Source organism: Enterobacter sp. RHBSTW-00318 (assembly GCF_014101375.1).
In the GTDB taxonomy this organism is placed as follows: Bacteria; Pseudomonadota; Gammaproteobacteria; order Enterobacterales; family Enterobacteriaceae; genus Enterobacter; species Enterobacter ludwigii.
In genome coordinates this window covers 3,339,551-3,363,571 of the sequence record NZ_JABXQH010000001.1, presented here as the reverse complement: position 1 = coordinate 3,363,571, position 24,021 = coordinate 3,339,551, and the positions used below count along the sequence as shown (strand labels likewise).

General features: G+C 51.9%; 39 protein-coding genes. 3 read left to right on the top strand and 36 right to left on the bottom strand.

Features of this window, described 5'->3' with window-relative positions; all coding sequences use genetic code 11:
* Positions 1 to 3: 3 nt before the first annotated feature.
* The 21 genes from rplO to rpsJ form a co-directional block, all read right to left on the bottom strand.
* A complete protein-coding gene (gene rplO, locus HV157_RS16635) occupies positions 4 to 438 on the bottom strand; it encodes a 50S ribosomal protein L15 (protein ID WP_003863304.1) in 435 nt (144 codons plus the stop codon).
* Positions 439 to 441: 3 nt separating this feature from the next.
* Entirely contained in the window at positions 442 to 621 is a 180-nt protein-coding gene (gene rpmD / locus HV157_RS16630) for a 50S ribosomal protein L30 (RefSeq protein WP_003863301.1), read from the bottom strand.
* 6 nt (positions 622 to 627) lie between these two features.
* A complete protein-coding gene (gene rpsE / locus HV157_RS16625) occupies positions 628 to 1,128 on the bottom strand; it encodes a 30S ribosomal protein S5 (RefSeq protein WP_003863299.1) in 501 nt (166 codons plus the stop codon).
* A gap of 14 nt (positions 1,129 to 1,142) precedes the next feature.
* Positions 1,143 to 1,496, bottom strand: a complete 354-nt coding sequence (gene rplR / locus HV157_RS16620) for a 50S ribosomal protein L18 (protein WP_013099023.1) — start codon at positions 1,494 to 1,496, stop codon at positions 1,143 to 1,145.
* A gap of 9 nt (positions 1,497 to 1,505) precedes the next feature.
* Positions 1,506 to 2,039: a 50S ribosomal protein L6 gene (rplF, locus tag HV157_RS16615; RefSeq protein ID WP_003863296.1), complete on the bottom strand. Its 534-nt coding sequence runs from the start codon at positions 2,037 to 2,039 to the stop codon at positions 1,506 to 1,508.
* 12 nt (positions 2,040 to 2,051) lie between these two features.
* Positions 2,052 to 2,444, bottom strand: a complete 393-nt coding sequence (gene rpsH, locus HV157_RS16610) for a 30S ribosomal protein S8 (protein WP_006178918.1) — start codon at positions 2,442 to 2,444, stop codon at positions 2,052 to 2,054.
* A 30-nt stretch (positions 2,445 to 2,474) separates the two neighbouring features.
* Positions 2,475 to 2,780, bottom strand: a complete 306-nt coding sequence (rpsN, locus tag HV157_RS16605) for a 30S ribosomal protein S14 (RefSeq protein ID WP_003863291.1) — start codon at positions 2,778 to 2,780, stop codon at positions 2,475 to 2,477.
* Between the two features lie 14 nt (positions 2,781 to 2,794).
* The gene (gene rplE, locus HV157_RS16600) at positions 2,795 to 3,334 is read right to left on the bottom strand and encodes a 50S ribosomal protein L5 (protein WP_001096206.1); all 540 of its coding nucleotides are present in this window, start codon (positions 3,332 to 3,334) and stop codon (positions 2,795 to 2,797) included.
* 14 nt (positions 3,335 to 3,348) lie between these two features.
* A complete protein-coding gene (gene rplX, locus HV157_RS16595; RefSeq protein WP_000729185.1) occupies positions 3,349 to 3,663 on the bottom strand; it encodes a 50S ribosomal protein L24 in 315 nt (104 codons plus the stop codon).
* Between the two features lie 10 nt (positions 3,664 to 3,673).
* Positions 3,674 to 4,045, bottom strand: a complete 372-nt coding sequence (rplN, locus tag HV157_RS16590; RefSeq protein WP_002919748.1) for a 50S ribosomal protein L14 — start codon at positions 4,043 to 4,045, stop codon at positions 3,674 to 3,676.
* 166 nt (positions 4,046 to 4,211) lie between these two features.
* The gene (rpsQ, locus tag HV157_RS16585) at positions 4,212 to 4,466 is read right to left on the bottom strand and encodes a 30S ribosomal protein S17 (RefSeq protein WP_008503489.1); all 255 of its coding nucleotides are present in this window, start codon (positions 4,464 to 4,466) and stop codon (positions 4,212 to 4,214) included.
* The gene (gene rpmC / locus HV157_RS16580) at positions 4,466 to 4,657 is read right to left on the bottom strand and encodes a 50S ribosomal protein L29 (protein WP_003863282.1); all 192 of its coding nucleotides are present in this window, start codon (positions 4,655 to 4,657) and stop codon (positions 4,466 to 4,468) included. Before rpmC ends, rpsQ begins: the two co-directional genes overlap by 1 nt.
* Entirely contained in the window at positions 4,657 to 5,067 is a 411-nt protein-coding gene (gene rplP / locus HV157_RS16575; RefSeq protein WP_002919759.1) for a 50S ribosomal protein L16, read from the bottom strand. Before rplP ends, rpmC begins: the two co-directional genes overlap by 1 nt.
* A gap of 12 nt (positions 5,068 to 5,079) precedes the next feature.
* On the bottom strand, positions 5,080 to 5,781 hold the full coding sequence (rpsC, locus tag HV157_RS16570) for a 30S ribosomal protein S3 (RefSeq protein WP_000529945.1): 702 nt from the start codon (positions 5,779 to 5,781) through the stop codon (positions 5,080 to 5,082).
* A 17-nt stretch (positions 5,782 to 5,798) separates the two neighbouring features.
* Complete coding sequence (gene rplV / locus HV157_RS16565; protein ID WP_002919773.1) at positions 5,799 to 6,131, bottom strand: 50S ribosomal protein L22; 333 nt, start codon at positions 6,129 to 6,131, stop codon at positions 5,799 to 5,801.
* Between the two features lie 14 nt (positions 6,132 to 6,145).
* Positions 6,146 to 6,424 carry a 30S ribosomal protein S19 gene (rpsS, locus tag HV157_RS16560; RefSeq protein ID WP_001138117.1) on the bottom strand — a complete coding sequence of 93 codons (279 nt, stop codon included), beginning with the start codon at positions 6,422 to 6,424 and terminating at the stop codon, positions 6,146 to 6,148.
* Positions 6,425 to 6,440: 16 nt separating this feature from the next.
* On the bottom strand, positions 6,441 to 7,262 hold the full coding sequence (gene rplB / locus HV157_RS16555) for a 50S ribosomal protein L2 (protein ID WP_000301859.1): 822 nt from the start codon (positions 7,260 to 7,262) through the stop codon (positions 6,441 to 6,443).
* Between the two features lie 17 nt (positions 7,263 to 7,279).
* Positions 7,280 to 7,582, bottom strand: coding sequence for a 50S ribosomal protein L23 (gene rplW / locus HV157_RS16550; protein ID WP_000617546.1), 303 nt, complete (start codon positions 7,580 to 7,582; stop codon positions 7,280 to 7,282).
* Positions 7,579 to 8,184 (bottom strand): 50S ribosomal protein L4, encoded by a 606-nt coding sequence (rplD, locus tag HV157_RS16545; protein WP_000424395.1) that lies wholly within the window; start codon positions 8,182 to 8,184, stop codon positions 7,579 to 7,581. Before rplD ends, rplW begins: the two co-directional genes overlap by 4 nt.
* A 10-nt stretch (positions 8,185 to 8,194) precedes the next feature.
* Positions 8,195 to 8,824 (bottom strand): 50S ribosomal protein L3, encoded by a 630-nt coding sequence (gene rplC / locus HV157_RS16540; protein ID WP_006178923.1) that lies wholly within the window; start codon positions 8,822 to 8,824, stop codon positions 8,195 to 8,197.
* A 32-nt stretch (positions 8,825 to 8,856) separates the two neighbouring features.
* Positions 8,857 to 9,168 (bottom strand): 30S ribosomal protein S10, encoded by a 312-nt coding sequence (gene rpsJ / locus HV157_RS16535; RefSeq protein WP_001181005.1) that lies wholly within the window; start codon positions 9,166 to 9,168, stop codon positions 8,857 to 8,859.
* Positions 9,169 to 9,547: 379 nt separating this feature from the next.
* On the opposite strand from rpsJ, the gene HV157_RS16530 reads away from it, so the two are divergent.
* Entirely contained in the window at positions 9,548 to 10,021 is a 474-nt protein-coding gene (locus tag HV157_RS16530; RefSeq protein ID WP_047742168.1) for an A24 family peptidase, read from the top strand.
* On the opposite strand, the gene bfr is transcribed toward HV157_RS16530, so the two are convergent.
* From bfr to fkpA, 11 genes are all read right to left on the bottom strand, one after another.
* Complete coding sequence (gene bfr, locus HV157_RS16525; RefSeq protein WP_014171902.1) at positions 10,005 to 10,481, bottom strand: bacterioferritin; 477 nt, start codon at positions 10,479 to 10,481, stop codon at positions 10,005 to 10,007. The two genes, HV157_RS16530 and bfr, sit on opposite strands and share 17 nt — an antisense overlap.
* A 72-nt stretch (positions 10,482 to 10,553) precedes the next feature.
* Positions 10,554 to 10,748: a bacterioferritin-associated ferredoxin gene (bfd, locus tag HV157_RS16520; protein WP_008503493.1), complete on the bottom strand. Its 195-nt coding sequence runs from the start codon at positions 10,746 to 10,748 to the stop codon at positions 10,554 to 10,556.
* Positions 10,749 to 10,927: 179 nt separating this feature from the next.
* Complete coding sequence (gene tuf, locus HV157_RS16515) at positions 10,928 to 12,112, bottom strand: elongation factor Tu (RefSeq protein ID WP_014171903.1); 1,185 nt, start codon at positions 12,110 to 12,112, stop codon at positions 10,928 to 10,930.
* 69 nt (positions 12,113 to 12,181) lie between these two features.
* A complete protein-coding gene (gene fusA / locus HV157_RS16510; RefSeq protein ID WP_014171904.1) occupies positions 12,182 to 14,296 on the bottom strand; it encodes an elongation factor G in 2,115 nt (704 codons plus the stop codon).
* Between the two features lie 96 nt (positions 14,297 to 14,392).
* Positions 14,393 to 14,863 carry a 30S ribosomal protein S7 gene (gene rpsG, locus HV157_RS16505; RefSeq protein ID WP_003861706.1) on the bottom strand — a complete coding sequence of 157 codons (471 nt, stop codon included), beginning with the start codon at positions 14,861 to 14,863 and terminating at the stop codon, positions 14,393 to 14,395.
* A 96-nt stretch (positions 14,864 to 14,959) separates the two neighbouring features.
* Positions 14,960 to 15,334, bottom strand: a complete 375-nt coding sequence (gene rpsL / locus HV157_RS16500) for a 30S ribosomal protein S12 (RefSeq protein WP_000246815.1) — start codon at positions 15,332 to 15,334, stop codon at positions 14,960 to 14,962.
* Between the two features lie 124 nt (positions 15,335 to 15,458).
* A complete protein-coding gene (gene tusB, locus HV157_RS16495) occupies positions 15,459 to 15,746 on the bottom strand; it encodes a sulfurtransferase complex subunit TusB (RefSeq protein ID WP_014171906.1) in 288 nt (95 codons plus the stop codon).
* Between the two features lie 7 nt (positions 15,747 to 15,753).
* Entirely contained in the window at positions 15,754 to 16,113 is a 360-nt protein-coding gene (gene tusC, locus HV157_RS16490) for a sulfurtransferase complex subunit TusC (RefSeq protein ID WP_014171907.1), read from the bottom strand.
* Positions 16,113 to 16,499 carry a sulfurtransferase complex subunit TusD gene (gene tusD, locus HV157_RS16485; protein ID WP_014171908.1) on the bottom strand — a complete coding sequence of 129 codons (387 nt, stop codon included), beginning with the start codon at positions 16,497 to 16,499 and terminating at the stop codon, positions 16,113 to 16,115. The genes tusC and tusD overlap by 1 nt, the downstream gene beginning before the upstream one ends.
* On the bottom strand, positions 16,499 to 17,221 hold the full coding sequence (locus tag HV157_RS16480) for a transcriptional regulator (protein ID WP_014171909.1): 723 nt from the start codon (positions 17,219 to 17,221) through the stop codon (positions 16,499 to 16,501). The genes tusD and HV157_RS16480 overlap by 1 nt, the downstream gene beginning before the upstream one ends.
* A gap of 166 nt (positions 17,222 to 17,387) precedes the next feature.
* Positions 17,388 to 18,209 carry an FKBP-type peptidyl-prolyl cis-trans isomerase gene (fkpA, locus tag HV157_RS16475; RefSeq protein ID WP_014171910.1) on the bottom strand — a complete coding sequence of 274 codons (822 nt, stop codon included), beginning with the start codon at positions 18,207 to 18,209 and terminating at the stop codon, positions 17,388 to 17,390.
* A gap of 237 nt (positions 18,210 to 18,446) precedes the next feature.
* Between fkpA and HV157_RS16470 the strand changes: the two genes are divergently transcribed.
* The gene (locus HV157_RS16470; RefSeq protein WP_020884603.1) at positions 18,447 to 18,665 is read left to right on the top strand and encodes a protein SlyX; all 219 of its coding nucleotides are present in this window, start codon (positions 18,447 to 18,449) and stop codon (positions 18,663 to 18,665) included.
* Positions 18,666 to 18,719: 54 nt separating this feature from the next.
* On the opposite strand, the gene slyD is transcribed toward HV157_RS16470, so the two are convergent.
* The 4 genes from slyD to kefG form a co-directional block, all read right to left on the bottom strand.
* Positions 18,720 to 19,310, bottom strand: coding sequence for a peptidylprolyl isomerase (gene slyD, locus HV157_RS16465; RefSeq protein WP_014171912.1), 591 nt, complete (start codon positions 19,308 to 19,310; stop codon positions 18,720 to 18,722).
* A 94-nt stretch (positions 19,311 to 19,404) separates the two neighbouring features.
* Positions 19,405 to 19,605 (bottom strand): YheV family putative zinc ribbon protein, encoded by a 201-nt coding sequence (locus HV157_RS16460; protein ID WP_013099038.1) that lies wholly within the window; start codon positions 19,603 to 19,605, stop codon positions 19,405 to 19,407.
* 13 nt (positions 19,606 to 19,618) lie between these two features.
* Positions 19,619 to 21,424, bottom strand: coding sequence for a glutathione-regulated potassium-efflux system protein KefB (gene kefB / locus HV157_RS16455; protein WP_020884602.1), 1,806 nt, complete (start codon positions 21,422 to 21,424; stop codon positions 19,619 to 19,621).
* Positions 21,424 to 21,975 (bottom strand): glutathione-regulated potassium-efflux system ancillary protein KefG, encoded by a 552-nt coding sequence (gene kefG, locus HV157_RS16450; protein ID WP_020884601.1) that lies wholly within the window; start codon positions 21,973 to 21,975, stop codon positions 21,424 to 21,426. The genes kefB and kefG overlap by 1 nt, the downstream gene beginning before the upstream one ends.
* Before the next feature lie 138 nt (positions 21,976 to 22,113).
* Here kefG and HV157_RS16445 point away from each other — a divergent pair, with 138 nt between their 5' ends.
* Positions 22,114 to 24,018 (top strand): ABC transporter ATP-binding protein, encoded by a 1,905-nt coding sequence (locus HV157_RS16445; RefSeq protein WP_149376947.1) that lies wholly within the window; start codon positions 22,114 to 22,116, stop codon positions 24,016 to 24,018.
* Positions 24,019 to 24,021: the final 3 nt, after the last annotated feature.

The window sequence follows — 24,021 nt, the reverse complement described above, 5'->3', positions numbered from 1 at the left end:
TACTTATTCCTCAATTTTACCGCCAGCGGCTTCGATAGCAGCACGAGCACCTTTAGTAACACGCAGGCCACGAACAGTTACCGGAGTAGAAACTTCACCAGCCAGGATCACTTTCGCGAACTCGATCTGGATACCGATAATGTTTGCCGCTTTCAGCGTGTTCAGGTCTACAACGCCGCCTTCAACTTTCGCCAGGTCAGACAGACGGATTTCCGCTGTAATCGCTGCTTTGCGAGAAGTGAAGCCGAACTTCGGCAGACGACGGTACAGTGGCATCTGGCCACCCTCGAAACCGCGACGTACGCCACCGCCAGAACGAGAGTTCTGACCTTTGTGACCACGACCACCGGTTTTGCCGAGGCCAGAACCGATACCACGACCCAGGCGTTTACCCGCCTTTTTAGAGCCTTCGGCCGGAGACAGAGTATTTAAACGCATCTCTTACTCCTCAACTTTAACCATGAAGTAAACCGCGTTGACCATACCACGAACAGCGGGAGTATCCTCACGCTCAACGGTATGACCAATACGACGCAGACCCAGGCCAAGCAGCGTTGCCTTGTGTTTCGGCAGACGACCGATTGCACTGCGGGTTTGAGTGATTTTAATAGTCTTTGCCATGGTCAATTACCCCAGAATTTCTTCAACGGATTTACCACGCTTGGCAGCGACCATTTCTGGAGAATTCATATTTTCCAGGCCATCAATAGTTGCACGAACCACGTTAATCGGGTTGGTGGAACCGTATGCTTTAGCCAGAACGTTATGAACCCCAGCAACTTCCAGAACGGCGCGCATTGCACCACCGGCGATGATACCGGTACCTTCTGAAGCTGGCTGCATGAATACACGAGAACCCGTGTGAACACCTTTAACTGGGTGCTGCAGGGTACCGTTGTTCAGCGCGACGTTAATCATATTGCGACGGGCTTTTTCCATCGCTTTCTGGATCGCTGCTGGAACTTCACGCGCTTTACCGTAACCAAAACCAACGCGACCGTTACCATCGCCAACTACAGTCAGAGCTGTGAAGGAGAAAATACGACCACCTTTAACGGTTTTAGATACGCGGTTAACCGCGATCAGCTTTTCCTGCAGTTCGCCAGCCTGTTTTTCGATGTGAGCCATCTTACACCTCTACCTTAGAACTGAAGGCCAGCTTCACGGGCAGCATCTGCCAGTGCCTGGACACGACCATGATATTGGAACCCGGAACGGTCAAAGGAAACATTGCTGATGCCTTTTTCCAGAGCGCGTTCTGCAACAGCTTTACCTACAGCTGCAGCGGCGTCTTTGTTACCGGTGTACTTCAATTGCTCTGCAATAGCTTTTTCTACAGTAGAAGCAGCTACCAGAACTTCAGAACCGTTTGGTGCAATGACCTGTGCGTAAATATGACGCGGGGTACGATGTACCACCAGGCGAGTTGCACCCAGCTCTTTGAGCTTGCGGCGTGCGCGGGTCGCACGACGGATACGAGCAGATTTCTTATCCATAGTGTTACCTTACTTCTTCTTAGCCTCTTTGGTACGCACGACTTCGTCGGCGTAACGAACACCCTTGCCTTTATAAGGCTCAGGACGACGGTAGGCGCGCAGATCTGCTGCAACCTGACCGATCAGCTGTTTATCAGCGCCTTTCAGCACGATTTCAGTCTGGGTCGGACATTCTGCAGTGATACCGGCCGGCAGCGGATGCTCAACAGGGTGTGAGAAGCCCAGAGACAGGCCTACTGCATTCCCTTTGATAGCTGCACGATAACCTACACCAACCAGTTGAAGCTTTTTAGTGAAGCCTTCGGTAACACCAACAACCATTGAGTTCAGCAGGGCACGCGCGGTACCAGCCTGAGCCCATCCATCCACGAAACCATCACGTGGACCGAAGGTCAGAGCGTTATCTGCATGTTTAACTTCAACAGCTTTGTTGAGGGTACGAGTCAGCTCGCCGTTTTTACCTTTGATCGTAATAACCTGACCGTCGATTTTTACATCAACGCCGGCAGGAATAACGACCGGTGCTTTAGCAACACGAGACATTCTTTCCTCCGATTAGGCTACGTAGCAGATAATTTCGCCACCAAGACCAGCCTGGCGCGCTGCACGATCAGTCATAACACCTTTAGAGGTAGAAACAACTGCGATACCAAGACCAGCCATAACTTTAGGCAGCTCATCTTTTTTCTTATAGATGCGCAGACCTGGGCGGCTGACACGCTGAATGCTTTCTACAACAGCTTTACCCTGGAAATACTTGAGAGTAAGTTCCAGTTCCGGCTTGGTGTCGCCTTCAACTTTAAAATCTTCGATAAAACCTTCTTCCTTCAGCACGTTGGCAATTGCCACTTTCAGCTTGGCGGAAGGCATGGTGACCGCAACTTTGTTCGCGGCCTGACCGTTACGGATACGGGTCAGCATATCCGCGATCGGATCTTGCATGCTCATCTGTCTTTACTCCCGTGATTCAATTGGTAATTACCAGCTAGCCTTTTTCAAGCCTGGTACTTCACCGCGCATGGCGGCTTCACGCAGTTTGATACGGCTCAACCCAAACTTGCCCACATAACCATGTGGACGACCTGTTTGACGACAGCGGTTACGCTGACGAGACGGGCTGGAATCACGCGGCAGAGACTGCAGCTTGAGAACCGCATTCCAACGATCTTCGTCGGAAGCGTTCACATCAGAAATGATCGCTTTCAGTTCAGCGCGTTTAGCGAAGAATTTATCAGCTAAAGCTACGCGTTTTACTTCGCGTGCTTTCATTGATTGCTTAGCCATTCAGTAACCCTACCTTACTTGCGGAACGGGAAGTCAAAGGCAGCCAGCAGAGCACGGCCTTCTTCATCAGATTTCGCAGTAGTGGTAATGGTAATATCCAAACCACGCACGCGGTCGACTTTATCGTAGTCGATCTCTGGGAAGATGATCTGCTCACGGACACCCATGCTGTAGTTACCACGACCGTCGAAAGACTTAGCGGACAAGCCACGGAAGTCACGGATACGTGGTACAGCAATAGTGATCAGGCGCTCAAAGAACTCCCACATGCGTTCGCCACGCAGAGTTACTTTACAGCCGATCGGATAGCCCTGACGGATTTTGAAGCCTGCAACAGATTTGCGTGCTTTGGTGATCAGCGGTTTTTGACCGGAGATTGCTGTCAGGTCAGCTGCTGCGTTATCCAGCAGTTTCTTGTCAGCGATCGCTTCACCAACACCCATGTTCAGGGTGATCTTCTCGACCCGAGGGACTTGCATGACAGAATTGTAGTTAAACTCAGTCATGAGTTTGTTAACTACTTCGTCTTTGTAGTAATCATGCAGTTTCGCCATCGTACTACTCCAAATTACTTGATAGTTTCGCTGTTAGACTTGAAGAAACGGACTTTTTTCCCGTCTTCGAATCTAAAGCCTACACGGTCAGCCTTGCCGGTTGCCGCATTGAAGATTGCAACGTTAGAAACCTGAATAGCAGCTTCTTTTTCAACGATGCCGCCTGGTTGGTTCAGGGCCGGAACCGGCTTCTGATGTTTCTTAACCAGGTTGATACCTTCAACAATGACCTTGCCGGAAGACAGGACATTTTTTACTTTACCGCGTTTACCTTTATCTTTACCGGTTAACACGATAACTTCGTCATCACGACGGATTTTCGCTGCCATGATTCGCTCCTTAGAGTACTTCTGGTGCCAGAGAGATAATTTTCATGAACTTTTCAGTACGAAGTTCACGAGTTACCGGCCCAAAGATACGCGTGCCGATTGGCTGCTCACTGTTATTGTTCAAAATAACGCATGCATTACCATCGAAGCGAATGACAGAACCGTCAGGGCGACGAACACCCTTCTTGGTGCGCACCACTACCGCTTTCAGCACATCACCTTTTTTGACCTTACCACGTGGAATTGCTTCTTTGATGGTGATCTTGATGATGTCGCCTACGCCTGCGTAGCGACGGTGCGAGCCACCCAGAACCTTGATACACATTACGCGACGTGCACCGGAGTTGTCGGCGACGTTCAGCATAGTCTGTTCTTGGATCATTTTAGTGCTCCGCTAATGTCAACTACTACCTGAGACTCTAAAATCAGAGCCGTTAAAAAGCCCCATATCGAGGGCGCGGCATTATAACACCGCTTCTACAATATGGGTAGAAAAAATAAACGGCTCATCGCTGAGCCGTTTATTCGTATTGAGAATGCGTACTCTATTACAGAACCGCTTTCTCTACAACGCGAACCAGCGTCCAGGACTTAGTCTTGGACAGTGGACGGCATTCACGGATTTCAACCTTGTCGCCGATACCACATTCGTTGTTCTCGTCATGTACGTGCAGTTTGGTCGTACGTTTGATGAATTTACCGTAGATCGGGTGTTTCACAATACGTTCGATAGCTACAACGATGGATTTCTCCATCTTGTCGCTAACAACACGACCTTGCAGAGTACGGATTTTATCGGTCATTACGCACCCGCCTTCTGAGTCAGTAAAGTCTTAACGCGCGCAACATTGCGACGCACTTGCTTCAGCAGGTGAGTCTGTTGCAGCTGGCCACTTGCAGCCTGCATACGCAGGTTGAACTGCTCACGCAGCAGGTTCAGCAGCTCAGCGTTCAGCTCTTCAACGCTTTTTTCACGCAGCTCTTTTGCTTTCATTACATCACCGTCTTAGTTACAAAGGTGGTTTTGATAGGCAGTTTCGCTGCTGCCAGGCCGAAGGCTTCACGGGCCAGCTCTTCCGGAACGCCGTCCATTTCATAAAGGACTTTGCCCGGTTGGATCAAGGCAACCCAGTACTCCACGTTACCTTTACCTTTACCCATACGAACTTCCAGCGGCTTCTCGGTGATCGGTTTGTCCGGGAATACACGGATCCAGATCTTACCTTGACGCTTAACTGCACGGGTCATTGCACGACGTGCTGCTTCGATCTGACGTGCAGTCAGACGACCACGGCCAACAGCTTTCAGACCGAAAGTGCCGAAGCTAACATCCGTACCCTGCGCCAGACCACGGTTGCGGCCTTTGTGCACTTTACGGAATTTTGTACGCTTTGGTTGTAACATCAGCGACGCTCCTTATTTACGGCCTTTACGCTGCTGCTTTTTAGGTTGAGCAGCCGGTTTTTCCGGTTGTTCAACAGCAGCCATACCACCCAGGATCTCACCTTTGAAGATCCATACCTTAACGCCGATTACACCGTAAGTGGTGTGCGCTTCAGAGGTGTTGTAGTCGATGTCAGCACGCAGAGTGTGCAGCGGTACGCGACCTTCGCGGTACCATTCGGTACGTGCGATTTCCGCGCCGCCCAGACGGCCGCTAACTTCAACTTTGATACCCTTAGCGCCCAGACGCATTGCGTTCTGTACAGCACGCTTCATAGCACGACGGAACATAACACGACGTTCCAGCTGTGAAGTGATGCTGTCAGCAACCAATTTAGCGTCCAGTTCAGGCTTACGAACTTCAGCGATATTGATCTGTGCAGGAACGCCAGCGATATCCGCTACGACCTTGCGCAGTTTTTCTACGTCTTCGCCTTTCTTACCGATAACGATGCCAGGACGAGCAGTGTGAATGGTTACACGAATGCTCTTAGCTGGACGCTCGATAACGATACGAGATACAGACGCTTTAGCCAGTTCCTTAGTCAGGTACTGACGTACTTTAAAATCGCTGTCCAGGTTGTCAGCGAATTCTTTGGTGTTCGCAAACCAGGTAGAGTTCCATGGTTTTACAATACCCAGGCGAATACCATTAGGATGTACTTTCTGACCCATTGCTAGTCTCCAGAGTCTCAGCGATCGGACACAACCACAGTAATGTGGCTGGTGCGCTTCAGGATGCGATCTGCACGACCTTTCGCACGCGGCATAATGCGCTTCATGCTTGGGCCTTCATCTACGAAAATTTTCGCGACTTTCAGATCGTCGATGTCAGCGCCATCGTTGTGTTCAGCGTTAGCAATGGCAGATTCCAGTACTTTCTTGACCAATACCGCAGCTTTCTTGTTGGTATAGGTCAGGATGTCCAGGGCCTGCGACACTTTCTTACCGCGAATCAGGTCAGCAACAAGGCGAACCTTCTGAGCAGAAGAACGAGCATGGCGATGTTGAGCTAAAGTTTCCATCTCTTCCTCCTACCTTATTTCTTCTTCGCTTTTTTATCAGCAGCGTGGCCGCGATAAGTACGAGTCGGTGCGAATTCACCCAGTTTGTGACCAACCATTTCGTCGGTAACAAAGACTGGAACGTGCTGACGACCATTATGGACAGCGATGGTCAAACCGATCATGTTAGGAAAGATCGTTGAACGACGGGACCAAGTGCGCAGGGGCTTCTTGTCTCCGCTTTCCACCGCTTTCTCTACCTTCTTCAGCAAGTGCAGGTCAATAAAAGGACCTTTCTTGAGAGAACGTGGCATGGCTTATCCTCTAAAATTATTTGCTACGGCGACGTACGATAAATTTATCAGTACGCTTGTTGCTGCGGGTCTTCTTACCTTTGGTTTGAACGCCCCACGGAGTTACCGGGTGCTTACCAAAGTTACGACCTTCACCACCACCATGTGGGTGGTCTACTGGGTTCATCGCAGTACCGCGAACGGTAGGACGAACACCACGCCAGCGTGCAGCACCAGCTTTACCCAGAACGCGCAGCATATGCTCAGCATTGCCAACTTCGCCCAGAGTAGCGCGGCAATCTGCTTCGACTTTACGCATTTCACCAGAACGCAGACGCAGGGTGACATAAGCACCGTCACGAGCAACGATCTGAACGTAAGTACCCGCGGAACGCGCCAGCTGACCGCCTTTACCTGGTTTCATTTCTACGTTATGAACGGTAGAACCAACCGGGATATTGCGCATCGGCAGGGTGTTGCCTGCTTTGATTGCAGCATCAACGCCAGACTGAATCTGGTCGCCAGCTTTCAGGCCTTTAGGGGCCAGGATGTAACGGCGTTCACCGTCTTTGTACAGAACCAGCGCGATGTTCGCGGAACGGTTCGGATCGTACTCAAGACGTTCAACAACTGCTGGGATACCGTCTTTGTTGCGTTTGAAGTCAACAATACGATAAGCCTGCTTGTGGCCACCACCGATGTGACGAGTGGTGATACGGCCATTGTTGTTACGACCACCGGATTTGCTGTTTTTTTCCAGCAACGGAGCAAAAGGTTTGCCCTTGTGCAGCTCAGGGTTAACCACTTTAACTACGTGGCGACGACCCGGAGATGTCGGTTTACATTTAACAACTGCCATTGTATTACTCCTCCGACTTACTCAGCGCCGCCAACGAAGTCCAGGTTCTGGCCTTCTTTAAGGGTGACGTAAGCTTTTTTCCAGTCGCTACGACGACCGATACGCTGTCCGTGACGTTTAACTTTCCCTTTAACAACCAGGGTGTTAACGACTTCGACTTCGACTTCAAACAGTTTCTGCACAGCAGCTTTGATCTCTGCTTTGGTCGCGTCTTTAGCAACTTTGAGAACGATGGTGTTTGTTTTTTCCATCGCAGTAGACGCTTTTTCAGAAACGTGCGGTGCGCGAAGCACCTTCAGCAGACGTTCTTCACGAATCATGCCAGCATCTCCTCAACTTGCTTAACAGCATCAGCAGTCATTACGACTTTGTCGAAGGCGATCAGGCTAACCGGGTCGATACCAGTCGCATCGCGTACGTCAACCTTGTGCAGGTTACGTGCGGCCAGGAACAGGTTCTCGTCCAGCTCACCGGTGATGATCAGCACATCTTCCAGAGCCATGTCTTTCAGTTTCTGTGCCAGCAGCTTAGTTTTAGGCGCTTCTACAGAGAACTTCTCGACAACGATCAGACGATCCTGACGTACCAGTTCGGACAGAATGCTTTTCAGCGCGCCGCGGTACATCTTTTTGTTAACTTTTTGACTGTGGTCCTGTGGACGCGCAGCGAAGGTCACGCCACCTGAACGCCAGATCGGGCTCTTGATAGAACCTGAACGCGCACGGCCGGTACCTTTCTGGCGCCATGGCTTTTTGCCAGAACCAGTTACTTCAGCACGAGTCTTCTGAGCACGAGTACCCTGACGAGCACCAGCTGCATAAGCAACAACAACCTGGTGAACCAGCGCTTCGTTGAAATCACGACCGAAGGTAGTTTCGGAAACAGTCAGCGCGCTCTGCGCGTCTTTCAATACTAATTCCATTGCTATCCCCTTACGCCTTCACAGCTGGTTTAACGATCAGGTCGCTACCGGTAGCACCCGGAACAGCACCCTTAACCAGCAGCAGGTTGCGCTCAGCGTCAACACGTACTACGTCCAGGCTCTGAACGGTTACACGTTCGTTACCCAGCTGACCTGCCATTTTCTTGCCTTTGAACACTTTGCCCGGAGTCTGGTTCTGACCGATAGAACCCGGAACGCGGTGAGACAAGGAGTTACCGTGAGTAGCGTCCTGGGTACGGAAGTTCCAGCGCTTAACGGTACCAGCAAAACCTTTACCTTTAGAGGTACCGGTTACGTCAACTTTTTTAACGTCAGCAAACAGCTCAACGCTAATGTCTTGACCTACGGTGAACTCTTCGCCTTCAGCAAGACGGAATTCCCACAGACCACGGCCAGCTTCAACGCCAGCTTTAGCGAAGTGACCCGCTTCTGGTTTGGTTACACGGTTAGCTTTTTTAGCACCGGTGGTAACCTGAACAGCGCGGTAGCCATCGTTAGCCAGATCTTTAACCTGAGTAACGCGGTTTGCTTCAACTTCGATTACGGTTACTGGGATAGAAACGCCATCTTCAGTGAAGATGCGGGTCATTCCCACTTTTTTACCGACTAAACCAATCATTGTTTCAACCTCTCAATCGCTCGATGACCTGATTAACCCAGGCTGATCTGCACGTCTACACCGGCAGCCAGATCCAGACGCATCAGAGCATCAACGGTTTTCTCAGTTGGCTCAACGATGTCAACCAGACGCTTGTGAGTGCGGATTTCGTACTGATCACGCGCATCTTTGTTAACGTGCGGAGAGATCAGAACGGTAAAGCGCTCTTTGCGGGTCGGCAGCGGGATCGGACCACGGACTTGCGCACCAGTGCGCTTAGCAGTCTCGACGATTTCCGCGGTTGATTGATCGATCAGACGATGATCAAACGCTTTAAGGCGGATACGGATTCTTTGGTTCTGCATGAGACCAGAGCTCCAATTATTTTATAAACGAAAATGATTACTCCTCAAACCCATTACGATTGATGGGAGAGTGTAACCGTTCTTACGTAGCTCCCCGATTGGGAGCATTGTTGAGTAACAAAATTAGCTACTCCGGTTCAGATTGAACCCGCCGTCAACTACGACAAGCCCGCGCATTATACGTAAATCTGAGCAAGACGCAAGTGCCGTTTAGAAATTAAGCGCCAAAGACATGCGATGCGTAGGGCATTCCATTATTTGCAGCAACCTGTCTGCTTTCATCTCTTCTTATGAACCCCTCACGCAATTCCTGTGTACGGACGTTGCTGGCCTTGCATCATGAGAAGAGTATGCACCAAACATCTTTGAGGCTTTGCGTATGCTGATTCCCCTCCCCTTTCTGCTCGTTTACTTCGCACTCTCCGGTTTACTGGTACGTGAAGATATTCGTGCCGGCCTTCTCCCGGATAAATACATCTGTCCCCTCTTATGGACCGGCCTGCTCTTCCAGCTTTGCCTTCATCCTGACTTTCTTTCGAACGCAGTGGCTGGCGCGATGGCAGGGTATGTGAGCTTTGCGATTATCTACTGGGGCTACCGGCTTCTGACTGGACGTGAAGGGATGGGCTATGGCGATGTGAAATATCTTTCGGCACTGGGGGCGTGGCACGGTTGGCACATATTGCCCGCACTGGTGTTAACCGCCGCATTGTTGGCGCTTCTTTACCAGCTGATTCTCGCTTTACCGGCTCCTGATAAACAGGCATTAAAAAACCCACTGCCTTTTGGGCCATTTCTGGCGGCAGCGGGTTTAAGCGTTGGCTGGCAGACGCTGTTTAGTCAGCCACTTTAATCTGGGATTGAAGATAATTCTGCAGACCAATTTTACTGATGAGATCCAGCTCAGTTTCAAGCCAGTCAATGTGCCCTTCTTCATCGGCCAGAATCTGGATCATCATATCGCGGCTGACGTAGTCATGAACACTGTCCGCATAGGCAATGGCTTCGCGGAGATCTTTTGCGCCTTCAAGCTCGAGCCTGAGGTCGGACCGTAGCATCTCTTCAACATCTTCACCGATGCCGAGTTTGCCGAGATCCTGCAGGTTAGGAATGCCTTCAAGGAATAAAATACGCTCGATGTATTTATCGGCATGTTTCATCTCATCGATGGATTCGTGGTATTCAACATCGTTGAGGCGCATCAGGCCCCAGTTTTTGAACATTCTCGCATGGAGAAAATACTGATTGATCGCGACAAGCTCATTTCCCAATAATTTATTGAGATAACTTATGATTTTAACATCACCTTTCATTATATAGTCCCTCCGCTTCCACTCATTGAAGCGTAGATCGGGCTACAGGGATGTCAAAAAAAAGATGGGCGCTTACGCAATCTCTTTGTATTCCGGGATCTGCATCAATTCGTCCTGCATGATCTCACGTGCAGCACGTACACATTTACCGCATTGATTTCCCACTGGAACAAATTTGCGAAGCTGCTGGAAGGACTGTGGCTGAAACTGGCGAACGGCCTGACGTATTTTTTTGTCGCTTACACCATTACATAAACAAACGTACATAAAGACTCCCGTTCAAAATATGCGCAAAGTGTAAGTGAGAATGGTTATGATTACAATAGCACAAACACCCGTATACGGGGCGGGAGAGGACGAAAAATGCGAAAATTTGTGACAGACACATAACGGCAGAAAACAAAAAAGGACGCCGAAGCGTCCTTTTTTAATTCAGGGATAAGTAATTAGCCCAGAACTTTAGCAACAACGCCCGCGCCAACGGTACGGCCGCCTTCACGGATTGCGAAACGCAGACCGTCGTCCATCGCGATTGGGTGGATCAGCGTCACAACCATCTTGATGTTGTCGCCTGGCATTACCATCTCAACGCCTTCTGGCAGTTCGATGGTACCGGTCACGTCAGTTGTACGGAAGTAGAACTGTGGACGGTAGCCTTTGAAGAACGGAGTATGACGGCCGCCTTCGTCTTTGGACAGGATATACACTTCAGATTCGAACTTGGTGTGTGGCTTGATTGAGCCTGGCTTAGCCAGTACCTGACCACGTTCGATTTCTTCACGTTTGATACCACGCAGCAGAACACCTACGTTCTCACCAGCACGGCCTTCGTCCAGCAGTTTGCGGAACATTTCAACGCCAGTACAGGTAGACTTAGCAGTCTCTTTGATACCAACGATTTCAACTTCTTCGCCAACTTTGATGATACCGCGCTCAACACGACCGGTAACAACGGTACCACGACCGGAGATGGAGAATACGTCTTCGATTGGCAGCAGGAACGGCTTATCAATCGCACGCTCTGGTTCTGGGATATAAGAATCCAGGAAGCCAGCCAGTTCGATGATTTTCTCTTCCCACTCTGCTTCGCCTTCCAGCGCTTTCAGCGCGGAACCACGAACGATTGGGGTGTCGTCGCCAGGGAAATCGTACTGAGACAGCAGTTCACGAACTTCCATCTCTACCAGTTCCAGCAGCTCTTCGTCATCAACCATGTCACATTTGTTCAGGAACACGATGATGTAAGGAACGCCTACCTGACGACCCAGCAGGATGTGCTCACGGGTCTGAGGCATTGGGCCGTCAGTCGCAGCAACAACCAGGATCGCGCCGTCCATCTGCGCAGCACCGGTGATCATGTTTTTAACATAGTCGGCGTGGCCTGGGCAGTCTACGTGTGCGTAGTGGCGAGTCGGGGTGTCATATTCAACGTGAGAAGTGTTGATGGTGATACCACGCGCTTTTTCTTCTGGTGCGTTATCGATCTGGTCGAATGCACGAGCAGCACCGCCGTAGGTTTTAGCCAGTACGGTAGTGATTGCAGCGGTCAGGGTAGTTTTACCATGGTCAACGTGGCCGATAGTACCAACGTTGACGTGCGGTTTTGTACGTTCAAATTTTTCTTTAGACACGGCTATATTCCTTACTATAGTGCTCTCCCCTTCGGAGAGAGCACGGGACTTAGGTTTTAATCCTGTGGATTACTTACCACGGGCTTCGATAACGGCCTGAGCAACGTTGTTAGGCGCATCATCATACTTCAGGAATTCCATGGTGTATGATGCACGACCTTTGGTCAGAGAACGCAGCTGAGTTGCATATCCGAACATTTCAGACAGCGGAACTTCAGCATGGATCTTAACGCCAGTTACTTCGGATTCCTGACCGCGCAGCATACCGCGACGACGGCTCAAGTCACCGATAACGTCACCGGTGTTCTCTTCAGGAGTCTCTACTTCAACCTTCATGATTGGCTCAAGCAGAACTGGTTTTGCTTTCTTAAAGCCTTCTTTAAAGGCAATAGACGCAGCCAGTTTAAACGCCAGTTCAGAGGAGTCAACGTCGTGGTAAGAACCGAAGTGCAGACGGACACCCATGTCAACAACCGGATAGCCAGCCAGAGGGCCCGCTTTCAGCTGTTCCTGGATACCTTTATCAACGGCTGGGATGTATTCGCCAGGAATTACACCACCTTTGATGTCGTTGATGAACTCGTAACCTTTAGGGTTAGAGCCCGGCTCCAGTGGGTACATGTCGATCACAACGTGACCGTACTGACCGCGACCACCAGACTGCTTAGCGTGTTTACCTTCAACATCGGTAACTTTCGCACGAATCGCTTCGCGGTAAGCAACCTGAGGTTTACCCACGTTCGCTTCAACGTTGAATTCACGCTTCATACGGTCAACGATGATGTCCAGGTGCAGTTCACCCATACCAGCGATGATGGTCTGGTTAGATTCTTCATCAGTCCATACGCGGAATGATGGGTCTTCTTTCGCCAGACGGCCCAGAGCCAGACCCATTTTTTCCTGGTCAGCTTTGGTTTTTGGTTCAACCGCGATGGAGATTACCGGCTCAGGGAATTCCATACGCTCCAGAATGATCGGGTGATCCGGGTCACACAGGGTGTCACCAGTAGTCACGTCTTTCAGACCGATTGCTGCAGCGATGTCGCCCGCACGAACTTCTTTGATCTCTTCACGTTTGTTAGCGTGCATCTGTACGATACGGCCAAAACGTTCACGCGCCGTTTTCACGGAGTTCAGGATGGTGTCACCGGAGTTAACCACACCAGAGTAAACGCGGAAGAAGGTCAGGTTACCCACGAATGGGTCGGTAGCAATTTTGAACGCCAGTGCAGAGAACGGCTCTTCGTCGCTTGCGTGACGTTCAGCCGGAGTATCTTTACCGTCGTCCAGGATGCCGTTGATCGCAGGAACGTCAACCGGGGATGGCAGGTAATCAATTACCGCATCCAGCATCGCCTGAACACCTTTGTTCTTGAATGCAGAACCACAGGTTACCAGGATGATTTCGTTGTTCAGAACACGCTGACGCAGAGCTTTTTTGATCTCTTCTTCAGTCAGTTCTTCACCACCCAGGTATTTCTCCATCAGCTCTTCAGAAGCTTCAGCAGCGGATTCGATCAGGTTCTGGTGCCATTCGTCAGCCAGGTCCTGCATCTCAGCTGGGATATCTTCGTATTCGAAGGTAACGCCCTGGTCTGCATCGTTCCAGTTGATGGCTTTCATTTTCACCAGGTCGATAACGCCGGTGAAGCCTTCTTCAGCACCAATTGCCAGCTGCAGCGGAACAGGGTTCGCGCCCAGACGGGATTTGATCTGACCAACAACTTTCAGGAAGTTAGCACCCATACGGTCCATTTTGTTAACGAACGCGATGCGTGGAACTTTATATTTGTTCGCCTGACGCCATACGGTCTCAGACTGTGGCTGAACACCACCAACTGCGCAATAAACCATTACCGCGCCGTCAAGAACACGCATGGAACGTTCTACTTCGATGGTGAAGTCAACGTGCCCTGGGGTATCGATGATGTTAACGCGATGCGGTTCGTACTGCTTAGCCATACCTGACCAGAATGCAGTAGTCGCTGCGGAGGTGATAGTAATACCACGCTCCTGCTCCTGTTCCATCCAGTCCATGGTGGCTGCGCCGTCATGAACTTCACCGATTTTATGGTTTACACCGGTGTAGAACAGAATACGTTCGGTAGTAGTGGTCTTACCGGCGTCGATGTGCGCACTGATACCAATGTTACGGTAACGTGCGATGGGTGTTGTACGAGCCATTTGATTCCTCGTTTGTTTCTTTAGGCGTTCAGTTAAGTAACCCAGGACGGGCAGCTTCGCTGAAGCGCCCGCCTGGTGACTAATACTCCGAAGGGATTACCAACGGTAGTGTGCGAACGCCTTGTTGGCTTCTGCCATACGGTGAACGTCTTCACGTTTCTTAACTGCAGTACCTTTGTTTTCTGCAGCATCAGAAAGTTCGTTCGCCAGACGCAGAGCCATGGATTTATCACCGCGTTTACGAGCAGCTTCAACGATCCAACGCATTGCCAGAGCATTACGACGAACCGGACGAACTTCAACTGGAACCTGATAAGTAGAACCACCAACGCGGCGAGACTTAACTTCTACAGTCGGGCGCACGTTGTCGAGAGCGACTTCGAAAGCTTCCAGTTCATTTTTACCAGAGCGCTGAGCCAGGGTCTCCAGCGCGCTGTATACGATTGCTTCTGCAGTAGATTTTTTACCATCTACCATCAGGATATTTACAAATTTTGCCAGCAGTTCTGATCCGAATTTCGGATCTGGAAGAATTTTACGCTGACCAATGACGCGACGACGTGGCATGGGAATACTCCGTTGTTAATTCAGGATTGTCCAAAACTCTACGAGTTTAGTTTGACATTAAGATAAATCAGTTTGGCCTTACTTAACGGAGAACCATTAAGCCTTAGGACGCTTCACGCCGTACTTGGAGCGAGCCTGCTTACGGTCTTTAACACCTGAGCAGTCCAGCGCACCACGAACGGTGTGGTAACGAACACCCGGAAGGTCTTTAACACGACCGCCACGGATCAGGATCACGGAGTGCTCCTGCAGGTTGTGACCTTCACCACCGATGTAGGAAGTCACTTCGAAACCGTTAGTCAAACGCACACGGCATACTTTACGCAGTGCGGAGTTTGGTTTTTTAGGAGTGGTGGTATATACACGAGTACATACGCCACGTTTCTGCGGGCAGGCTTCCAGTGCAGGCACGTTGCTTTTTGCAACTTTGCGCGCACGTGGTTTGCGTACCAGCTGGTTAACTGTTGCCATTAAATAGCTCCTGGTTTTAGCTTTTGCTTCGTAAACACGTAATAAAACGACCTCATACAATATGAGGACGCGAAATTTTAGGGCTACGTCGAAAAGGTGTCAAGAAATATACAGCGATCTCGGATCACCAGTTCATTTGACTGGCGTGCGTCACAGTAAGATTGACGAAATCAGTATAGCCAACCACGTCAATTTTGGCTGAAATTTGACCAGAAAGACCTCGCGCCTCAAGATCGTCTTTCAGCGCAGAGACGGATATGGGGGCATTGCTGAGAATTTCAACGAAACGACTCCCTTCAAGCGCAGCCAGTACGCCATCCTGAATCAGCAGCAGGTCATCACCTTCGCGCAGCATACTCAGTAATGCGTCGATATCACAATGCCACGGTGAACGGCTCAGGGTATGGAGCATGTCAGCCTCAGAAATTCAGAACAGTGTCGTAATGGGAAAGTTGGTCGCGCAGCGCGTCGGCCGGGAGGAGTGTTACATCCAGCACGAAAGACGTCTTATCGCTCAGACCGCGCGCAGCAAGAGAATCAGCGCAGACAAAAAAGGTTTCAATGTCGTAAAGCGGCAGCACTTTAAAGGTCGCGATGTAATCCCGCGCCAGAATAGCCTGCGGCTGCTGGCCTGCCAGAAGCTGAAACACGCCATCCCCTAAAAAGAAGACACCGATGTCTTCGGTCAGTGCTGATGTTGCGAGCAACGCATCCAGCCCTTCTCTGCCGGACGCACTACCGTGCGGAGCAGATGAAAAAACAAACGCCACGCGTTTCATCAGAATTGCACCACTCTGTCGCAGGTTAACGCAGCCTGTGCCAGTGCGCCCAGACCGCTCAACGAAAACCCCGGCTGCAGGTTGGCCCCTGGCAAGCCAAGACGTTCAGCTTCGGTGGCATCGGTCACGCCGCGACGCAGGGCTGCCGCCACGCAGATATGCAGGGCAACCCCCCTTGTCTCGTTCAACGTCTGCCAGGCGCGCACCAGATCAAATTCATCGCTGGCCGGTGAGGTAAACTGGTTGGCGTTATACACCCCTTCCCGATAAAAGAAGACGCTCACCAGCTCATGTCCGGCAGCCAGTAACGCATGCGCAAACTGCAGCGCGCTGCTGGCCTGCTGAGTACCATACGCCGGGCCTGTCACCATCAGCGAAAAACGCATTACTTGTCTTGCCCCTGGAAATCACCGCTTTTGAACTGGCGGATGTAGAGGTAGACCGTATGCTTGGAAATGTTCAGGCGATCGGCCACCTGGTTAATGGCGTCTTTGATGTCAAAAATCCCTTTCTCATAGAGATTCAGCACGATCTGACGATTCTTGGCGTTGTTCGATACGTTGCGATCGGCATTCACCTCTTCGATAGTGAACTCAAGCGTCTGCGTCACCAGATCTTCAACAGAGGAGGCAAAGTTAACTGAGGACCCAACGTCCGGCGTTTCAGGCGGTATGAAAGTGCTCATGATTTGCGAGAACGGCACATCAAGGTTCATGTTGATGCACAACAGACCGATCACGCGATGCTCGCGATTTCGAATCGCGATGGTTTCTGATTTCATCAGTACGCCGCTTTTGGCGCGGGTGAAATAACATTTGGAGACGCTGCTGTCCGCGCCGGTCATGTCATGCAGCATACGCAATGCAAGGTCGGTGATTGGCGAACCAATTTTACGGCCAGTATGCTCACCATTAGCAATGCGGATGGCGGAACACTTAAGATCTTGCAGGGAGTGCAATACGATTTCGCAGTGGGACCCAATGAGCATCGCTAACCCGTCCACTACCGCCTCGTAGGATTTCAGAATATCGAAGTCGGTCTGGTCGAAAGGACGTTGATCCAGTAAATCAAGTTCACTGGTTTCGTTGGTTAAAAGCGACCTGGACATGAAAAAAACACTCCTTTTCAGGAGCCTGTCGTTAGGTTTTCAGGGCAGGCTCATTATCTACACGGACAACTAAATTAATACAGCGTGCATAACGCTTTCCAGTGTTAATTATATCTGCCCCACAATAAAAAAAACCGCCGCCTTAAAGGCGGCGGTTTTCATTCCATTACTTCTTCGCGTCTGTCGCAGCTTTCTGTTCTGCCTGCGCTTCTGGTTTCGCATCAGCTTTCGGCGCTGGCTTGATGTCCAGCAGCTCTACGTCAAAGACCAGGGTAGAGTTAGCAGGGATACCTGGAACGCCGGTTTTGCCATATGCCAGATCCGGTGGAATAACCAGTTTGATCTTGCCACCTTTCTTGATGTTTTTCAGACCTTCAGTCCAGCCTGGGATCACACCATCCAGACGGAAGGAGAGAGGCTCACCACGGGTGTAAGAGTTATCGAACTCTTTACCGTCGATCAGCGTACCTTTGTAGTTAACCACGACAGTATCGCTGTCTTTAGGCGCATCACCGGTACCTTCTTTCTCAACTTTGTACACCAGACCCGTAGAGGAGGTTTTCACGCCCTTCTCTTTAGCAAAGGTATCGCGGTAGGCTTTGCCTTTCGCTTCGTTGTCTTTTGCATCCGCTTCCATCTTAGTCTGAGCGGCACCTTTTACACGTGCTTCGAACGCCTGCAGAGTCTGTTCAATTTCCTGGTCAGACAGTTTGCTCTTATCTGCAAATGCGTCCTGAACGCCCGCGATCAGCTGAGCTTTGTCCAGTTTAATGCCCAGTTTCTCTTGTTCTTTCAGAGAGTTTTCCATGTAACGACCCAGAGATGCGCCAAGTGCGTAGGCGGATTTCTGGTCGTCATTTTTGAACGCCGCTTTGCTGTCTGCAGTTGCAGCAGGCTTCGCAGCAGTATCAGCAGCGAAGGACAGCGGCGCGTTCAGCGCAACAGCCATCGTCGTCGCCAGCAGCGTTACTTTAAACAGTGATTTCATCCATATCTCCAGGGCCTGGGGACTCTCACCCCAGCGTTAAACGTAAATGAGTTACGTACTATAAAACGTTGCGGAAGAAATCTACAGACAGACTCTCCCGATTCTCGCCACTTTTCAGACTATTTTTGTTTAAATAAGTTTCTTGCCAAGGGGATAGATACTGAACTTAAGGATAAACTCAGTTAAACTTCGCCGCCGCTGGCCGATTGTGGTTAATGAGATACAACGAGGTGAATGATGAAGGACACAATGTTAGAAGCGAGAATGGCTGAGCTGGAAAGCCGCCTGGCTTTTCAGGACATCACCATCGAAGAGCTAAACCAGACTGTGACCGCACATGAACTGGAAATGGCGAAACTGCGGGATCTCATGCGCCTGCTGACGGACAAACTGAAGGCCACACAGCCGTCACATATTGCCTCTCAGTCAGAAGAGACGCCACCACCTCATTATTGAGGCGTAAAAAAAGCGGGATTATTATCCCGCTTTTTTATTTTCCGCATAACGGAATTAGTGGCAACCGCAGCCGCCGTTACCGCAACCACCTTTACCGTGGTCGTGACCATGGTCGTGATCGTGGCCGTGACCACCGCAGCAGCCGTCGTGGCCGTGATCGTGGTCATGGTCGTGACCGTGCGCACCGTGAACGTGGCCATGAGCCAGCTCTTCTTCGGTCGCTTCACGGATCGCAACAACTTCTACGTTGAATTTCAGGTTCTGGCCAGCCAGCATGTGGTTGCCGTCAACCACAACGTGGTCGTCTTCCACTTCAGTGATTTCAACAGGAACCGGACCCTGGTCAGTTTCCGCCAGGAAGCGCATGCCAACCTGCAGTTCGTCAACGCCCATGAACACGTCTTTAGGAACACGCTGCACCAGGTTGTCGTCGTACTGACCGTAAGCGTCGTTCGCGCCAACAGCAACGTCGAATTTGTCGCCAACGTCGTGACCTTCCAGCGCGTTTTCCAGGCCGGAAATCAGGGAACCGTGACCATGCAGGTAGTCAAGCGGCGCACTCACCGGAGACTCATCAACCAACACACCGTCTTCTGTACGTACCTGATAGGCCAGGCTGACCACCAGGTCTTTTGCTACTTTCATGATATCTCCTGAGCAAGGGAAAATTGCTGGCGCAGATTGTAGCGGAAATCTGCACCCGTGTACCCTTTAGCTTAAAAAAACTCAGGGCATATCGCTAGTCCGGATGAAAAATCCCGATAACTTGCTCTTCTTTGCGAACATGATCGCGGGCTTCTTTATCCGCCTCGCGCATCTGATGACCGCACTTAACACACTCTACGACATCAATATTATTTTCCCGCCACATCGCCAGCGTATCTTGCGCCTGGCAGCTCGGGCATTTTGCGCCCGCAATAAAGCGTTTACGTACAGCCATCTTTCGTTACCCTTTATTCAAATTCATCCCAGCCATCGAGCTGGCGTCGTTCCTGTTGCATCTCTCGCTGGAAAATTTCTTCCAGCTCGCGACGCGCTTCCCGCACGCGGGAGATCTGCGCCGTATCAGAGTGTACCGGCATTAATTCGCGCAGCATTCGCATGTCCAGCCGGCGAAAATGCATCTGGGCCCGCTGAGCCTGATGGGGATGCATGCCCAGCGAAATCAGCGCTTTACGCCCCAACTCCAGCGCACTGGAAAATGTCTCACGGGAGAAGTGTTTCACACCTGCCTGCAGCAGTTCGTGCGCTTCAACACGTCCACGCGCACGCGCCAGAATATGCAGATGCGGGAAATGCTGCTGGCACAGTTCCACCAGCTTCATTGTATCTTCCGGATCGTTGCAGGTAATCACGATGGATTCTGCCGCTTCTGCTCCCGCTGAACGCAACAGTTCGAGCTGGGTCGCGTCGCCGTAGTACACCTTGTAGCCGTATTTACGCATCAGGTTCACCGCGCTGATATCGCGCTCCAGCACCGTGATGCGCATTTTGTTCGCCATCAGCAGACGTCCAATCACCTGCCCAAAGCGGCCAAAGCCCACCACAATCACCTGCGGCTTATCATCCTCCACCCACGGCATCTCATCTTCATCCTCTGTCGGATTTAAGCGTCGCGAGAGCAGCTTATCCACCAGCCTGATGAGCAGCGGGGTGGTCATCATCGACAGCGTGACCGTCACCAGCAACAGCGCCATCTGATCGTCTTTAAACAGCTTCTGGGAGGAGGCGGTGGAGAACAGCACGAACGCGAACTCTCCGCCCTGACTTAAGACGCTGGCAAACTGCATGCGCTCGGAACTGCGCAGCCCGTATATCCGTGCCATGACGTACAGCACCAGCGTTTTTACCGCCACCAGCACAACAACGCTCATCACCACCCACAGCAAATGGGTATAGAGCACGCCCAGGTTGAGCGCCATTCCCACCGAAATAAAGAACAGCCCTAACAGCAGCCCTTTAAACGGATCGATAGCCGTTTCCAGTTCGTGACGATATTCGCTTTCGGCAAGGAGCACCCCGGCGATAAACGTACCGAGCGCCATCGACAGCCCCAGCGCGTCCATAAACAATGCCGAGCCCAGCACCAGCAGCAGCGTCGCGGCAGTAAACACCTCGCGCACGCCAGAGGCGGCAATAAAACGAAACACCGGCCGCAGCAGGAAACGTCCGCCAATCAGCATGCCGGCGAAGGCCAGCACCTTCATGGAGATTTTGACCCAGTCAAAATGATCGTCACCAGAGCCTGCCAGTAACGGCACCAGTGCCAGCGCCGGGATCACGGCCAGGTCCTGGAACAGCAGTACCGAAAAGCCCAGCTGTCCTGCCTCGTTGCGGTTCATCCCTTTGTCACGCATTAACTGCAGCGCCATCGCTGTCGACGACATCGCAAGACCTATTCCGCCGATCACCGCCGCCTGCCACGAGAAGTTGGTCAGCATTAACAGCCCGGCCAGAATCGCGGCACTGAACAAGACCTGCGCCGCCCCCACGCCAAATATCGATCGCCGGAGCTGCCACAGTTTTGACGGGTTCAGTTCGAGGCCAATGATGAACATCAGGAACACCACGCCCAGTTCAGAGAAGTGGAGAATTTCATCCACATCGCTGATGAACCCCAGCCCCCAGGGGCCAATGGCGATCCCGGCCAGCAGGTAGCCCAGCACTGCGCCAATGCCCAGCCGGGCGGCCAGCGGAACCGCCACCACTGCGGCAAATAAAAACAGCACGCCGGCCAGGAGTAAATTCGATCCTTCCATTAGCGACCTCCCGCCGAAATCGGTGATGCCAGCCAATCGCCATACGCTCTGGCGTGGCTCGCCAGCGCTTCAGGCTTCTGGCGACGCGCCCAGTAGACAATAATCGGGCTCATCCAGTGCATGCGGCACATCGCGGCCGTCAGCTCAAACGGCCGCAGGATATCGCTCATGGGATAACGGTTAAGACCGTCGTGGCGATAAGCGCTCTCTGGCTCACCGGTCGTAATGACACTGCGCCAGTACTTTCCCGCCAGCTGGTTGCCCCCCACCCCGCTGGAGAACCCCCGGCTCAGCACACGGTCCAGCCACTCTTTCAGCAGTGCCGGACAGCTATAGGTATAAAGCGGATGCTGGAACACTATCACGTCATGCTGACGCAGCAGTTCCTGCTCGTAAGGAATATCAATAAAGAAATCAGGATAGTGCGCGTAGAGATCGTGCACCGTCACATTGCTGAGCTGAGTAGCCGGCTTAAGCAGAACCCGGTTTGCCACCGAGTCCTGAGATTCCGGATGGGCATACAGCAGCAGCACTTTCGCTGTCTGAGACATCACTCCCCTCCCGGTTCTGTTTCTGTTTTTGTGTATCGTCGTTGTTTTGGGCTACCATGGCGGCCCGGTGCGGAAAATGGCCCACACCTTACATTATCATAATGACAAATTAACATAGTCGGAACATACGGCGCTTCTATGATTGTTTTCTCCTCGTTACAAATTCGCCGCGGCGTGCGCGTCCTGCTGGATAACGCCTCCGCCACCATCAATCCCGGTCAAAAAGTGGGTCTGGTCGGCAAAAACGGCTGCGGAAAATCGACCCTGCTTGCGCTGCTGAAAAACGAGATTAGCGCTGACGGCGGTAACTTTACCTATCCGGGCAACTGGCAGCTTGCCTGGGTAAATCAGGAGACGCCTGCCCTGAGCGAACCCGCTCTCGACTATGTTATCGACGGCGATCGTGAATACCGTAAGCTGGAAGCTGAACTGAACGCCGCCAACGAGCGTAATGACGGTCATGCTATCGCCACCGTCCACGGTAAGCTGGACGCCATCGACGCATGGACAATTCGCTCCCGCGCCTCCAGCCTGCTGCACGGTCTGGGTTTCAGCAACGAACAGCTTGAACGCCCCGTTAGCGACTTCTCCGGCGGCTGGCGTATGCGCCTTAACCTGGCGCAGGCACTGATTTGCCGTTCCGACCTGCTGCTGCTTGATGAACCCACTAACCACCTCGATCTCGATGCGGTTATTTGGCTGGAGAAGTGGCTCAAGAGCTATCAGGGCACTCTGATTCTGATCTCCCACGACCGCGACTTCCTCGACCCGGTGGTGGATAAAATCATTCATATCGAACAGCAAAGCCTGTTTGAATACACCGGCAACTACAGCTCATTCGAGCGCCAGCGCGCGACGCGCCTTGCTCAACAGCAGGCGATGTACGAAAGCCAGCAGCAGCGCGTGGCGCATCTGCAAAGCTTTGTTGACCGCTTCAAGGCAAAAGCGTCTAAAGCCAAGCAGGCCCAGAGCCGCATCAAGATGCTGGAACGCATGGAGATGATCGCCCCGGCGCACGTCGATAACCCGTTCCACTTCAGTTTTCGCGAGCCCGAGAGCCTGCCGAACCCACTGCTGAAGATGGAAAAGGTGAGCGCAGGCTATGGCGATCGCATTATTCTCGACTCCATCAAGCTCAACCTGGTGCCGGGTTCACGTATTGGTCTGCTGGGGCGTAACGGCGCCGGTAAATCGACGCTGATTAAACTACTCGCGAGCGAGCTTAACCCGGTCAGCGGCGAGATCGGCCTGGCAAAAGGCATTAAGCTTGGCTACTTCGCCCAGCATCAGCTGGAATTCTTACGCGCGGATGAATCGCCCATCCAGCACCTCGCGCGACTGGCGCCGCAGGAGATGGAGCAGAAGCTACGCGATTACCTTGGCGGCTTTGGCTTCCAGGGCGATAAAGTCACCGAAAACACCGAACGTTTCTCCGGCGGCGAGAAAGCGCGTCTGGTGCTGGCGCTTATCGTCTGGCAGCGTCCAAACCTGCTGCTGCTCGATGAACCTACAAACCACCTCGATCTCGACATGCGTCAGGCGCTGACCGAAGCGTTAATTGAGTTTGAAGGCGCGCTGGTTGTCGTCTCGCACGATCGTCACCTGATCCGCTCCACAACGGACGATCTCTATTTAGTGCACGATGGCAAAGTCGAGCCGTTCGATGGCGATCTGGAAGACTACCAGCAGTGGCTGACGGACGTGCAGAAGCAGGAAAACCAGCCGGACGACTCGTCGAAAGATAACGCCAACAGCGCCCAGGCGCGTAAAGACCAGAAGCGCCGTGAAGCGGAACTGCGTACTCAAACCCAGCCGCTGCGTAAAGAGATTGCCCGTCTCGAAAAGGAGATGGAGAAACTTAACGCTCTGCTGGCTACCGTTGAAGAGAAGCTGGGTGACAGCGGTCTGTATGACCAGAGCCGTAAGGCGGAACTGACCGACTGCCTGCAGACACAGGCGAAGACGAAATCCAGCCTCGAAGCGTGCGAGATGGCGTGGCTGGACGCCCAGGAACAGCTGGAAGCCATGCTGCAGGCCGACTAAATC

Bases quoted from the DNA above. Each gene is read 5' to 3' on its own strand.
- rpsH (WP_006178918.1), bottom strand. From the start codon at position 2,444: ATGAGCATGCAAGATCCGATCGCGGATATGCTGACCCGTATCCGTAAC.
- HV157_RS16445 (WP_149376947.1), top strand. From the start codon at position 22,114: ATGATTGTTTTCTCCTCGTTACAAATTCGCCGCGGCGTGCGCGTCCTG.
- fkpA (WP_014171910.1), bottom strand. From the start codon at position 18,209: ATGAAATCACTGTTTAAAGTAACGCTGCTGGCGACGACGATGGCTGTT.
- tusB (WP_014171906.1), bottom strand. From the start codon at position 15,746: ATGCTCCATACCCTGAGCCGTTCACCGTGGCATTGTGATATCGACGCA.
- rpsG (WP_003861706.1), bottom strand. From the start codon at position 14,863: ATGCCACGTCGTCGCGTCATTGGTCAGCGTAAAATTCTTCCAGATCCG.
- rpsS (WP_001138117.1), bottom strand. From the start codon at position 6,424: ATGCCACGTTCTCTCAAGAAAGGTCCTTTTATTGACCTGCACTTGCTG.
- rpsL (WP_000246815.1), bottom strand. From the start codon at position 15,334: ATGGCAACAGTTAACCAGCTGGTACGCAAACCACGTGCGCGCAAAGTT.
- rpmC (WP_003863282.1), bottom strand. From the start codon at position 4,657: ATGAAAGCAAAAGAGCTGCGTGAAAAAAGCGTTGAAGAGCTGAACGCT.
- tusC (WP_014171907.1), bottom strand. From the start codon at position 16,113: ATGAAACGCGTGGCGTTTGTTTTTTCATCTGCTCCGCACGGTAGTGCG.
- rplN (WP_002919748.1), bottom strand. From the start codon at position 4,045: ATGATCCAAGAACAGACTATGCTGAACGTCGCCGACAACTCCGGTGCA.
- rplP (WP_002919759.1), bottom strand. From the start codon at position 5,067: ATGTTACAACCAAAGCGTACAAAATTCCGTAAAGTGCACAAAGGCCGC.
- rplC (WP_006178923.1), bottom strand. From the start codon at position 8,824: ATGATTGGTTTAGTCGGTAAAAAAGTGGGAATGACCCGCATCTTCACT.
- kefG (WP_020884601.1), bottom strand. From the start codon at position 21,975: ATGTCTCAGACAGCGAAAGTGCTGCTGCTGTATGCCCATCCGGAATCT.
- HV157_RS16460 (WP_013099038.1), bottom strand. From the start codon at position 19,605: ATGGCTGTACGTAAACGCTTTATTGCGGGCGCAAAATGCCCGAGCTGC.
- HV157_RS16530 (WP_047742168.1), top strand. From the start codon at position 9,548: ATGCTGATTCCCCTCCCCTTTCTGCTCGTTTACTTCGCACTCTCCGGT.
- HV157_RS16480 (WP_014171909.1), bottom strand. From the start codon at position 17,221: ATGTCCAGGTCGCTTTTAACCAACGAAACCAGTGAACTTGATTTACTG.
- HV157_RS16470 (WP_020884603.1), top strand. From the start codon at position 18,447: ATGAAGGACACAATGTTAGAAGCGAGAATGGCTGAGCTGGAAAGCCGC.
- rpsN (WP_003863291.1), bottom strand. From the start codon at position 2,780: ATGGCTAAGCAATCAATGAAAGCACGCGAAGTAAAACGCGTAGCTTTA.
- rpsQ (WP_008503489.1), bottom strand. From the start codon at position 4,466: ATGACCGATAAAATCCGTACTCTGCAAGGTCGTGTTGTTAGCGACAAG.
- bfd (WP_008503493.1), bottom strand. From the start codon at position 10,748: ATGTACGTTTGTTTATGTAATGGTGTAAGCGACAAAAAAATACGTCAG.
- rpsJ (WP_001181005.1), bottom strand. From the start codon at position 9,168: ATGCAGAACCAAAGAATCCGTATCCGCCTTAAAGCGTTTGATCATCGT.
- slyD (WP_014171912.1), bottom strand. From the start codon at position 19,310: ATGAAAGTAGCAAAAGACCTGGTGGTCAGCCTGGCCTATCAGGTACGT.
- bfr (WP_014171902.1), bottom strand. From the start codon at position 10,481: ATGAAAGGTGATGTTAAAATCATAAGTTATCTCAATAAATTATTGGGA.
- rplR (WP_013099023.1), bottom strand. From the start codon at position 1,496: ATGGATAAGAAATCTGCTCGTATCCGTCGTGCGACCCGCGCACGCCGC.
- rpmD (WP_003863301.1), bottom strand. From the start codon at position 621: ATGGCAAAGACTATTAAAATCACTCAAACCCGCAGTGCAATCGGTCGT.
- rplV (WP_002919773.1), bottom strand. From the start codon at position 6,131: ATGGAAACTTTAGCTCAACATCGCCATGCTCGTTCTTCTGCTCAGAAG.
- fusA (WP_014171904.1), bottom strand. From the start codon at position 14,296: ATGGCTCGTACAACACCCATCGCACGTTACCGTAACATTGGTATCAGT.
- rplE (WP_001096206.1), bottom strand. From the start codon at position 3,334: ATGGCGAAACTGCATGATTACTACAAAGACGAAGTAGTTAACAAACTC.
- rplW (WP_000617546.1), bottom strand. From the start codon at position 7,582: ATGATTCGTGAAGAACGTCTGCTGAAGGTGCTTCGCGCACCGCACGTT.
- rplB (WP_000301859.1), bottom strand. From the start codon at position 7,262: ATGGCAGTTGTTAAATGTAAACCGACATCTCCGGGTCGTCGCCACGTA.
- rpsC (WP_000529945.1), bottom strand. From the start codon at position 5,781: ATGGGTCAGAAAGTACATCCTAATGGTATTCGCCTGGGTATTGTAAAA.
- kefB (WP_020884602.1), bottom strand. From the start codon at position 21,424: ATGGAAGGATCGAATTTACTCCTGGCCGGCGTGCTGTTTTTATTTGCC.
- rpsE (WP_003863299.1), bottom strand. From the start codon at position 1,128: ATGGCTCACATCGAAAAACAGGCTGGCGAACTGCAGGAAAAGCTGATC.
- rplD (WP_000424395.1), bottom strand. From the start codon at position 8,184: ATGGAATTAGTATTGAAAGACGCGCAGAGCGCGCTGACTGTTTCCGAA.
- rplF (WP_003863296.1), bottom strand. From the start codon at position 2,039: ATGTCTCGTGTTGCTAAAGCACCGGTCGTTATTCCTGCCGGCGTTGAT.
- rplO (WP_003863304.1), bottom strand. From the start codon at position 438: ATGCGTTTAAATACTCTGTCTCCGGCCGAAGGCTCTAAAAAGGCGGGT.
- rplX (WP_000729185.1), bottom strand. From the start codon at position 3,663: ATGGCAGCGAAAATCCGTCGTGATGACGAAGTTATCGTGTTAACCGGT.
- tusD (WP_014171908.1), bottom strand. From the start codon at position 16,499: ATGCGTTTTTCGCTGATGGTGACAGGCCCGGCGTATGGTACTCAGCAG.